Source organism: Clostridium beijerinckii, from assembly GCF_036699995.1.
GTDB classification, from domain to species: Bacteria; Bacillota; Clostridia; order Clostridiales; family Clostridiaceae; genus Clostridium; species Clostridium helianthi.
The window spans coordinates 4,532,761-4,544,684 of sequence record NZ_CP144906.1; the positions used below are offsets into that span (position 1 = coordinate 4,532,761).

At 29.0% G+C, this 11,924-nt stretch carries 8 protein-coding genes; 2 read left to right on the forward strand and 6 right to left on the reverse strand.

Going from position 1 to position 11,924, the window contains the following annotated elements:
* The 3 genes from PZA12_RS20785 to PZA12_RS20795 form a co-directional block, all read right to left on the reverse strand.
* Nucleotides 1-1,269, reverse strand: coding sequence for a DUF2334 domain-containing protein (locus PZA12_RS20785; protein WP_103697534.1), 1,269 nt, complete (start codon nt 1,267-1,269; stop codon nt 1-3).
* The gene (locus PZA12_RS20790) at nt 1,253-2,107 is read right to left on the reverse strand and encodes a diguanylate cyclase domain-containing protein (RefSeq protein ID WP_077831527.1); all 855 of its coding nucleotides are present in this window, start codon (nt 2,105-2,107) and stop codon (nt 1,253-1,255) included. Before PZA12_RS20790 ends, PZA12_RS20785 begins: the two co-directional genes overlap by 17 nt.
* An 886-nt stretch (nt 2,108-2,993) precedes the next feature.
* Nucleotides 2,994-4,472, reverse strand: coding sequence for a hypothetical protein (locus PZA12_RS20795; protein ID WP_023973262.1), 1,479 nt, complete (start codon nt 4,470-4,472; stop codon nt 2,994-2,996).
* A 194-nt stretch (nt 4,473-4,666) separates the two neighbouring features.
* Between PZA12_RS20795 and PZA12_RS20800 the strand changes: the two genes are divergently transcribed.
* Nucleotides 4,667-5,440 carry an HAD family hydrolase gene (locus PZA12_RS20800; RefSeq protein ID WP_103697535.1) on the forward strand — a complete coding sequence of 258 codons (774 nt, stop codon included), beginning with the start codon at nt 4,667-4,669 and terminating at the stop codon, nt 5,438-5,440.
* Nucleotides 5,441-6,020: 580 nt separating this feature from the next.
* Here the strand turns inward: PZA12_RS20800 and PZA12_RS20805 are convergent.
* Nucleotides 6,021-7,067: a DNA polymerase IV gene (locus PZA12_RS20805; protein WP_077855374.1), complete on the reverse strand. Its 1,047-nt coding sequence runs from the start codon at nt 7,065-7,067 to the stop codon at nt 6,021-6,023.
* Between the two features lie 838 nt (nt 7,068-7,905).
* Here PZA12_RS20805 and PZA12_RS20810 point away from each other — a divergent pair.
* Nucleotides 7,906-8,337, forward strand: a complete 432-nt coding sequence (locus PZA12_RS20810) for a hypothetical protein (protein ID WP_012060399.1) — start codon at nt 7,906-7,908, stop codon at nt 8,335-8,337.
* Between the two features lie 21 nt (nt 8,338-8,358).
* Here PZA12_RS20810 and PZA12_RS20815 read toward each other — a convergent pair whose 3' ends face one another.
* Nucleotides 8,359-10,944, reverse strand: a complete 2,586-nt coding sequence (locus PZA12_RS20815; RefSeq protein WP_038457929.1) for a calcium-translocating P-type ATPase, SERCA-type — start codon at nt 10,942-10,944, stop codon at nt 8,359-8,361.
* 291 nt (nt 10,945-11,235) lie between these two features.
* The gene (locus PZA12_RS20820; protein WP_012060401.1) at nt 11,236-11,880 is read right to left on the reverse strand and encodes a cell wall binding repeat-containing protein; all 645 of its coding nucleotides are present in this window, start codon (nt 11,878-11,880) and stop codon (nt 11,236-11,238) included.
* Nucleotides 11,881-11,924: the final 44 nt, after the last annotated feature.

Sequence of the window (11,924 nt, forward strand, 5' to 3'; positions counted from 1 at the left end):
TTATTTAAAAAACCTTTTTCTTTCTATATTTCTGCTTATTATAAGTATTCCTATAAATATTATTAAAGCTGCTCCACTGAATATTTCCAGTCTTCTATTAGTAAGAGTTAAATCCTCTTTAATTGGATTTTCTTTATTAATTGTTTTGTTAACAGCATTTTCATATTCTTCTGCATTAATAAATCTATCCTGAGTTACCTCTTGATTGTTAAAGAAAACTCTTCCATTATCATTCTTAATTTCACTTTCAAACTTTATATAAGTGCTCATTTTATTACTTGGAATAAGATTAATTTCTTTACTTAAAACTTTATCAATATTATTTTTAAATTCTTCTAAATTGCAGTTACTTTCTATTTTTATTGCATTTTTACCGCTTATTTTTTCATTATTAATATAGTCGTTTAAATCAACTTTTTGAATAAAATTGGTATAAGCTTTGATTTCATAATTATCTATATCAATGTTAATATCTTCATTGTAATTTAGAAATAAAGTATTAGTGCCTTCTAAAATATTTTTCAAATCTTCTCTATAGAGAAATTCTTCATCAGCATTTATTCCAACTGGATAAATCCAATAATTAGTATAATTCTTAAAGGCTTCTTTAAGTTTATCTCCAATTATTTTTCCCCCTGTACCTGTGCCATTTACTCCTTTAGAATTAATTATAGGAAACTTAAGTATTACTTTTCCTCCATTTGCCTGTGCATATCTTAAAGCTTCTGAAAATCTGCCCATGGCTTTTAAATCTTCATTTACAAATACCGGCGCTGCTTCTATAAAAAATTTAATCCCCTTATCTTTTAGATAATCAATTTCGCCTATTAAATTATTTAAATCATTAAAAGGAGTTACATTATCAAGATATAAGTAAGTTTCAGTTTTTAATTTAAAACCCTTTTTATCTAAAAGTTCAGAAGATTTCTTTATCCATTTAATGTTTCTGTCATATGATTTTAATTCCTCTATACTATGATTTTCTTCTCCAATATTTAAAATAAATATTTCATTATACTGCTCCACATCTTTTGGATTATCTATATTTATTTTAGATATGTTAATTTCCTTTTCTTTTGACAACTGACTTTTAACTAAAGAACTCAATAAATTTTTTTCACTTCCATATTCCTTACTTTTATCATATAAAATAAGTACTTTCTCGTTTTCTCCATAACATTTCATGGGGTTAATAAAATACTCAGCGCCTATAAAGCAAATCAAAATTGTTATAACTCTATAAATAAAGCATTTATTCATGTATATCATATTCCAATTCCTTCTCTGCCAGTCTAATGAGTTCCAATGGATCTTTTATAGAATTATCAAAGGTATAACTACCAATTTGAATATCAAGCTTCACTTTTTTATAGTGAGATCCTTTAGTAAAATCATATTTATTAATGTTCTCTCTAAATCTCTCCTTTACAACTTTAGCTCCACTCATATCAGTAATTGTCAAAAAACCAAAAGTCTTATCATCTATTATATATTTAATATCTTCCTCTCTTAAGCTTTTTTCAAGAACTTGACTTGCCTGAATCAGCAAAAGCTTATATCCTTCTTTTCCTAAAATACTTCTAAGTTTTTCTGCAAACTTAATCTTTACAATAAGTAAGGTAACAGGAATTTTATGTCTTGTGCTAAGCTTCATATATATTGGCAGCTCCATTAAAAGAGCTCTTTGATTTTTAATATTTGTTTCCTCATCTATCATGACTAATTCTGAATTTTCATTTATCAAACTTTCATTTTCTGTTTGAAGCGCAAAAATATTTCTTGAAACTAAAGACATTAAAATAGCTGTACTTGGAATTAGAAAAATCCAGTAATATGAGTAAAAATCAATATTTACATTTCCCCAGAAATTTAAATATAATTTGTAACTCATATAAATAAAATCAGCTGTAAGAGTAACAACTAAAGCCAATGTAACATTAGTATAATAACTTACAAGAGCTATTATCATTACAACTTCGAGCATAATATAATTTTCAAAAGAATTATCCAATTCAAAAACTTTATAGCTTAAACATAAAACAAAGAAATATGCTATAAGTATAGTTATTAGGATATCAACCTTTTTTCTTACATTAACTGGTTCCACATATCATTCCTCCAGTTCAAAACACTTAAAAGTGAATACAAAATCAAATTTTACTTATTGTTTCTTTCATATATAGATAATTCAACTAAGACCTGAACTTATGCATATAACTCGCCGAAATGAATAACATACTTTTGTTCCAGTTTCTAGGTAATTCTGATGGGTGATTCTAAGGCTATAAAGTTGCACCCAAAGTGCTAGCCTCAAAGAACAAGCGCTCACAGAGAAAGTTCGAAGAACGAAATATAAAATGCCCACAGGGAAAGTTCTGCTTACCAAATGTAAAATTTGGAGCATCACTTTTCGATTCTCACTTTTTGAACTAGCACATTTGGAACAACTTATAGCCAAAGAATCACATCCATCAAAATTACCAATGAAACATTCCACAAAAGTATATTACTCATTTCTTGTTAGGATATATTTCATAGTCTAAATCTAACTTATAATTGACTTATCTATATAGATAACACAAGTATGAATTAGACTTATACATATAGCCAACCGAAAGTAAAGACATTGTTGCTTCGCAGGACTATAAAAATTTCGCTGAAAGTGCTAAATTGCAGGTTGTCGCCACTCGTGCTTGCTCCCACTTTCAGTGTGACAAGCACAAGTGGAACAACCTACAATAAAGCACTTTTAACATCTCATTTTTAAATGCCTGCTGCGCAAAAATATTTCTACTTTCTAGTATAAAATATATTTCAAAGTATAAATCAAACGCTAATTTTCAAATGTTTTCTCCATATTATGACCCTTGTGGTTACAAATATATTTATGATTTCTAGTAAAGATATGAGCTTAATAACTTAAACATATATGTTGTAAAAATGTTACAGGAATTTCAGCTGCAATTGTGCATTGTAAATTAAAACATATATATCTATTTATTGTTTTTTGATTTTATCTTAACTTGATGCTTTTGTAATTTTATAGATATAAAATATATTAAAATCAAATCAAAACTCATATTATACATGAAAACATGTTTAGCTAAATCTGCATCTCCTGCCCCTATAACAGATATTATAATTTGAGATATTCCAACTAAAAATATATAAAAATATGCCTCTTCTTTGAAAATCATAGTATCACAGTTGATTTTTCTCGCCTTTATGTATCTAACAGCTGAAGAATAACAATACCCTATTATCACAATAATTGATAGTACAATATTTCCTGTAAATACTTTTTCTTTTACTGTGCTATATAATGCAAAAAAATATGATTTAGCCCCAAATTCTTTGTTTTCAGATTTCTCGTAATTCCCCATTGCATTAGGTCTTATGGAATATCCATTATCAAAAGCTATTTTTAACATTTTAAAAAATGCCCTTGGATTTGTAATATAATAAGAGATTATTTTTGTTGTAGTAAATTTTTTATAATAATCCTCTATAAGCTGTTTATCATATAAATTAACTAAAGTCACATCATCATAGAAAGTTGTATCTTTTAATAAGGAATACTGCTCATTTAAGTTAAAAAATTTCATAACTTCATCAGGGTCTTCTTCATATAATAAAATCCCTCTATTCATTGCATGATATCCATTAATATATTGAAAATCCCCAGTTATTTGCTTATAGAACAATATTGAACTTATCACAAATCCAATAGCTAAAACCATAGATAGCCCCTTAAATAATTTTTCCTTATTTTTAAATCCTATTCTAAGACATAATACTGCAATTAAAATACCAACTGGAGAAAGCTGCTGTTTTGAACCTAAAAATATAAAAGATGAGATTCCAAACAACAATATATTCAGCTTGCTAAACTTATTGAATTCTGCCATATTTAATAAAATTCCTATGCTGAGCAGAAAGAAACTTATATTAATAGCTTCCCCATAAAAAGAATTATAATAAGCTAAATATGTTGTGTCACAAAATATAAAAATGGTTACTAACGTTATTATTAATTTATGTTTTTCTTCAGTAACTTGATTTATTAATACCTTTACAATTAAATAAATTCCAATTGCCTCTACAAATAAAAACATCCATGACATGAATCTTATATCTAAAATGAAATTTTTATTAATCATCTGGCTTATGTAAACTGCTATCTTAATGAAAATTCCCTGAGTTGATATAAAGTTTTTTTCTATATCATTATTGTATTTATAAATTCCATAATACCTATAAAAATATCCATTATATAAATCACTATCATTTGGATTTAATTCATATACACCATTTGAACTTATCACTCTATAGAAATCCCCATTGTCAGCCATACCAATAATAGGTTTAATAAATAAAGTAAATATGCCTATTATTATTACTAGGAAAAAAGCTGCTAATGGATAATTGATATTTTTAAAAATACTATTTATTCTATTCAAAATATTTTTCATCTTTCTCCTTCATAAATAATAATTTGATTTTCCTTTACTTATAGGATGTGAAACAAGTTATAAATTATTCTTTAAAATGTAATCTATATGTACATATCTTCCATGGTAGAATCATCACCTTTATTAGTTCTTAAATATGTGTTATCATTTTAAATGTATATATTTTAAAATTCGAAGCATTGGAAGGAGATTTTATGATTAAATTAGTTGTAACAGATATGGATGGAACTTTACTAGATGAGAATGGTCACTTACCAGATGGATTTACTGATATCTTGGACCGTTTAAGAGCAAAAAACATAAAACTTGTTGCTGCTAGCGGAAGACCTTATTATACGCTACAAACTAACTTTGGCCCTGTAGGAAGATATTTATCTTTTATTTGTGAAAATGGAGCTTTAGTTGTTGATAATAATGAGATAATTTATAAAAGTGTTTTAGCTAAAGATATGGTTCAAAATGTAATCAGTGAAGCTAAAAAAGTCAAAGCAAATGCATTAGTAGTATGCTCTCCAAATTGTGCATATATTGAAAATTATTCTGAAGAATATTTGACTGAAATAAAGAAATATTATACAACATTAGAAATTGTAGATGATTTAAGTAAAATTGATGATGATATAATTAAAATTAGTATTTGTAATTTGGAAGGTACTAATAATATAACTGACAGTGAATTAACCAATGATCTTAATATAGTTTCAACAGCTGCAATTTGGACTGATATTTCAAACAAAGGCGTTAACAAAGGTGTTGCTTTAAAGAGTCTTATGAATACTGATAATATATCAAAAGAAGAAACTATGGTATTCGGAGATTATTACAATGATATAGAAATGCTCGCTGAAGCTGAGTATAGCTTTGTCATGGAAAACGCTCCAGAGGACATGAAGCAATATGGTAAGTACATAGCTGCAAGTAATGTAGAACATGGAGTTTTAAGAGCAATTCTTGAATATGCTCTTTAAGCACAATCATAAGGTATTGGTATTGTGCAGAACTTAAAGTGAAGCGATAAACACCCGAAATAGAATACATATATGTTCCGCAGGACTAGAAAAACTTCGCTAGGTATGTCTAAATGGGACGATGTGCCCATTTATGCGTGCTCCAAATTTATTTGGACAAGCAAAATGGAACAACGTCTCATTAAGAAATACCAACAGCTCATTTTTCAATGCCTGACTTCACATATATGTATTCTATTTCTTTGTTTTGCTATCACTTTAAGTATTTCACATATACCTTTGATTATTTCGCGCCTAGATAACGAGTGTAAAGTTAAACACTATCTTATATATTGTAGTATATGCCAGAAAGGAAGGTCATGCTTTTGTGGAAGTGTTGCATTGAATATTTAACCGCAGACATTTCCTTAGTAGAAGTTGTATTATTTTTGCTTGTCACGAGCTTGTCTCGGGAACACGCAGAAATAGGACAACTTATGCTATTGGAAATTCACGGTTAAATATTCTGGCAACCGGAACAAATGCATGACCTTCCTTTCGTTGTTTATATACCTAACTATAGTATCTAGCGCGAACTTCATTATAGCAAACTCATTTGCTGTACTTCTGTTTCTTTGAATGAAGATATGCTGACTCCAATCAGCCTTACTTCTTCTTTCAATTGCTCACTATCTAATAGCTCTTCTGCAACTTTATATATTTCAAGCTGAGTGCCAATATAATAATTTAATGTTTTACTTCTTGTATGATTTTCAAAATCCTTGGTTTTGAATTTAAGTGTTACAGTTTTTCCACTGACATTTTTTCTATTTAAAATCTCTTCGATTTCAAAAGAAAATTCTTTAATGTATTCTCTCAATTCTTCTTTATTCTTAGTATCGAATTTTAAAGTCCTTTCTTTTCCTATAGATTTTCTTTCACGAATTAACTCAACTTTTCTACCATCAATTCCTCTTATTCTATCGTATATCTCAATACCATTCTTGCCCAAATACTCTATGTAAAATTCTTTGGGCATCTTATATAATTCTTCAATATAATATATCCCCATATTATTTAACTTTGCTACTGATACTTTACCTAAACCATGAACCTTAGATATAGGAAGAGGAAATAATATATCAGGAATCATTTCTTTTCTTATTTCTTTGATTCCATTTGGTTTATTCCATTCAGAAGCAAGCTTTGCCAAGAATTTATTATAAGATATACCAATAGATAAAGTTAAACCAACTTCCTTAAATACTCTATTTTTAATATACCTTGCAGCCTCAATTCCATCTTTTATTTTTCCTTGAGACAAATCTAAGAAACCTTCATCAATGGATACAGGTTCTACTAGTGGCGTTACTTCATTAAATATTTCAAATATCTCCTGAGATACTTTAGCATACTTTCCATATCTCCCAGATACAAATATTCCATTCGGACATTTTTCTCTAGCCATGAACATCGGCATAGCTGAATGAACGCCGTATTTTCTTGCTTCATAAGAACAAGTTGATACTACTCCCCTTTCACTTATCCCGCCTACTATAACGGGCTTCCCTTTAAGGTCTGGATTGTCTCTTTGCTCAACAGATGCAAAAAAAGCATCCATATCTACGTGTAGTATTACATTATCCATTTTTATAAAATCACCTCTTTATGATTAACTAATTTTCAATATTTAATTGATCATGCATATAGATATCCAAATTTGAAACTAGATTTATGTGGTAACTTACCGAAATCATAAATATTTTGTTCCGAAAAGCTATGAAAATATCGCTGAAGGTTCTAAGCAGCAGGTTATATCCAATTTAGCATGCTCCAACTTTCAGTTTGACAAGCTAAATTGGAACAACCTACAGCTAAGAACCTTTAACAGCTCATTTTCAAATGTTTTCTTCACAAATATATTTATGATTTCTAGTAACGATATGAGCTTAAAATTCTAGCAATTTTGTAAATCTGTTCATCTAATAAGTCGAATTCTTAAATTGGATACCTATATAGATAACCCGACTGAGACCTGAACTTATACATATAACTCGCCGAAATGAATAACATACTTTTGTTCCAGTTGGGATAATATTTCATGGTATTAAATCTAGTTTATCTATAAACAAATTGCACTCGTTTTCTTTATATAGCTTATAAAAAAATCTGTATATTATTATACAAAATAATCTATAAGTATTTTAACATATAAATCATTAGTTAATGAAACAATAATATATGGCATAAATCTTATATTTATATTAATTGCTATACATATATATTGCAAAAATAATACTTCATCATAATTCTAGAAATATTACAAGAATTTTAGCTGTAATTGTGAATTGTGAAATGTGCATTGTAAATTGCAACATATACATATTAAAAAGTTAGCTAATTTTATTTGACATATGGTATAATAATAAAGTATTTTAAGTATAATAGCGTTATTAGCGATATTTTTATGTAAAGGAGTAATTATTATGGGTCTTAAAGAAAAAATAGGTAGTAAATTCAGTAACTATTTCCAAAATGCTTATATGGAAAAGTATGGTGACAGAATTACAAGCATATCTGGAACTGTTTTATCTGTAAAGCTTATTGAAAAAAGTTATGTTATCTTCAATAGATTAATGGTTGAAATGGTTATAAAGCCTGAAGTTGGAAAAAAAGTTGTTAAGTGTTGGTATAAAAAGAATAGATGGTTTAAGAAACCTGAATTTATTGCTGTAAAGCAGGGTAACAAAGTTATTGTTATGGGTGTTACAGGTGATAAGGATAGTAAGAAGGAAAATTCTCAGGAAGTTCAAATATTTAACCTATTAAATCTTACAACTAAGAAAGATTTAGTACCAATAGATCATAGCCAAATAAAAAAATCACGTCAACAAGCAAACAATATGATGAGAAGATAAAAAAAGGGCTAAGCCCTTTTTTTATTTTGTCTTTATTAATAAATATACACTGTTAATAAATGCTATTATCCCTGAAAAGAATAGGACTATAAGCCATTGATTAAGAGATAATGCTACTGTATGAAATACATTTTGTAAAAATGGTACATATAAAACTGAGCACATTAGTGATATTGATATTAAAACAGCTCCAACTAAATAAGGATTTGTAAATAATTTAATTTGGAATATGGAGTATCTTTCTGATCTACATTCAAATACGTGTATTAATTGAGATAAAATTAATGTACATAATGCTAAAGTTCGGCATGTTTCCAAATCCATTTTGTAGTATCTTCCTACCATGAATGATAGTAAGGTACATAATCCTATTAATGTTCCTCTTATTACTATTTTTTCAACTAATCCTCTTGCAAATATACTTTCCTTTTTTTCTCTTGGAGATTGTCTCATTATATCTTGCTCTGGTGGATCAACTCCAAGTGCTATAGCTGGAAGTCCATCAGTAGCTAGATTTACAAGTAATATTTGTATTGGGCTTAATGGATTAGGTAAATAGAATAAAGTTGCCAAAAACATTGTTAACACTTCTCCAAGGTTACAAGATAGTAAGTATCTTATAAATTTTCTTATGTTATCATATATTATTCTTCCTTCTTCTACAGCTGCAACTATAGTTGAGAAATTATCATCCATAAGAATCATAGATGATGCTTCCTTCGTTACATCTGTACCCGAAATTCCCATTGCAACTCCTATATCTGATTCCTTAATAGCAGGTGCATCATTTACACCATCGCCTGTCATTGCAACGATATTTCCTTTTTTCTTAAAAGCCCTTACAATTCTTAACTTATGGTTAGGTGAAACCCGCGCAAAAACTCTTACTTTTTTTATTCTTCCCTCTAATTCTAAATCACTTATAGCCTCAATTTCATCACCTGTCATTACCTGATCTGCTGTATTACATATATTCAAAGATTTTGCTATTGCAAGTGCAGTATTCTGATGATCTCCTGTTATCATTATAGGTTTTATTCCTGCAAGTTTGCATTTTAAAACTGCATCTCTAGCTTCTTCTCTTGGTGGATCAATACTTCCTGCTATACCTATAAAAATTAAATTCTGCTCTAACTTATCACTTTTTGTTAGATTATCTTCCTTATATGCTGCTGCTATACATCTAAGTGCTCTAGATGACATTGCTGTAATAAAATCACTAACTTGCTTTTTCTTTTGATATGTGAATGGTTTTATTTTGTTATTCTCTAGTATAAATTCACATCTATCTATTACTCTTTCAGGAGCTCCCTTAACGTAACATGTTTCATTTGCTCCCTCCTTAGCGCCTTCCTTGATTATAACCGACATCATCTTTCTATTTGAATCAAATGGTATATCATATATCCTATTTGCATCATTTATAAAATCTTCTAAATCATTAACATCATTAAAGAACATATTTATTAGTGCAGTTTCTGTTGGATCACCATGAAGTGCTTCACTCATTTTTTTCTTTGTAAAATCATAATTACAGTCATTACAATATACAAGAGCTTTCATGAACTTTGTATAATTACTTAGCTTTTCTTTTTCAAGTTCATGAATTCTGCCATTTAAATATACCTCTTTTACAGTCATCTTATTTTGAGTTAATGTTCCTGTCTTATCAGAACATATTACAGATGTACATCCAAGTGTCTCTACAGCTGGAAGTTTTCTTACGAGTGCATTTTTCTTAAGCATTCTAGACACACCTAGAGCCAGTGAAACAGTAACAATAGCAGCTAAACCTTCTGGAATTGCAGCAACTGCTAAGCTAACGCCAAGTAAGAACATCTCTGTTATATCATTTCCTCTAATTATTCCCATTGCAGTAACAATTGCACATATCACAAGGCAAATTACAACTAGTACTTTCCCTAGAGAGTCTAATCTTTTATTTAAAGGGGATTTTTCTTCTTCAATATTTTGAATTAGGTCTGCAATCTTCCCCATTTCGGTGTTCATTCCTATACAATCAACTTTAAATAATCCTTTTCCTTTTACTACAGTAGTTCCCATAAATCCTTCGTTATTCTTCTTTGTCTTTTTACCATCAGCTTTATATGGATTGGCTTCTTTGTTTACACCAACTGACTCACCTGTTAATAGTGATTCATCAACGACTACTGATGAACTTTCTATAAAGAATCCGTCAGCAGGTATCCTATCTCCAGCCTCCAAAATAACAATATCCCCTATTGTTAAGTAGATAGAATTTATAATCTGTATACTTGAATCCCTCAAAACTTTACATGTAGGTGCCGCTAATTCTTTCAACGCTTCTAAAGATTTCTCTGTTTTAAATTCTTGGACAAATCCTAGTATTGCATTAATAACTATTATTATGAGTATTGTAATGGCATCTGCCTTATCTCCAATTATCCCGGAAATTATAGTAGATGCAATTAACACCCAAACAATGAAGTCATTAAATTGAGATAGAAATATTTTGAATGCTGATGCTTTATTATGGTGCTTCAATTCATTAAGTCCAAAGTTCTTAATCCTCTTTTCCGCTTCCTTAGTGCTAAGACCAGATGTCAACTCTTTTTCCTGTACCACAACTTTTCCTCCTAAATATAGAACTTTATATAATATATATATATTTCCCATTACGAAGAATATTACTGTCTACCTAATTAAATTTTATGTAACCATTGCTATATAAATAGCTATTTTATTAGTCTTCTTAATATCCCTTTTAGAATATCTTTTACATTAACATCTGAACTTATATATCTGATCAGATCTCCATAGAACTTAAAGCCTTTTCATATATTAATTAATAACTAATTTTCTTTTTACGCCAAAAGACAGGAAAGTTTAAATTCCTGTCTTTTAAATACCACTTTTTTATTTAACTGGTACTTTAAAGGTTGCCTTCTCTTCCCTATAAGTACCACTTACATATTGTTGCACTTGAATTGTTATTTCAGAACTATTATTAGCCAATCCGTATCCAACTTGTGCCTTGCTACACGATGCACCTATTGGTGTTTCTTTTGGATAATACTTTATGTTAACAGGATAAGTTTCTGCAACTTCCCCTTTCTCATCTATAACCGTAAAATCACTAAAATATAAGTCCATAAATTGGCTAGAATATCCTAGATTTTTATAAGAATAATTAATAATTACAACTTGTGCAGGATCTTTATCCGAAAATTGATTTCTATCTTTTGTAGTTTCAACTGAGTTAATAGTAAATTCCCATTGTCCATCAACTATCCATTTTTCTCCTGCTTTATATACTCTCTCTATTCTTGCACCATCTGATCCTAGTTGATACCCATCTATTGTTGTATCATGTGCCATATATCCATTATAATTAAAATAGTACCATTTTCCGTCTATTTCTTTCCAACCTGTATACCACGAATTCCAATCAGAATACCACCATCCAGTATTGTCATGTTTCCATTCTGCACTTGCACTTACTGGCAATGCTCCTACAATTAATAATCCTGTTAGCAAAGTAGCTATAAATTTTTTCTTCACAATTTATTCCCCCTCATATATCTTTATATTATAATTGTATATCA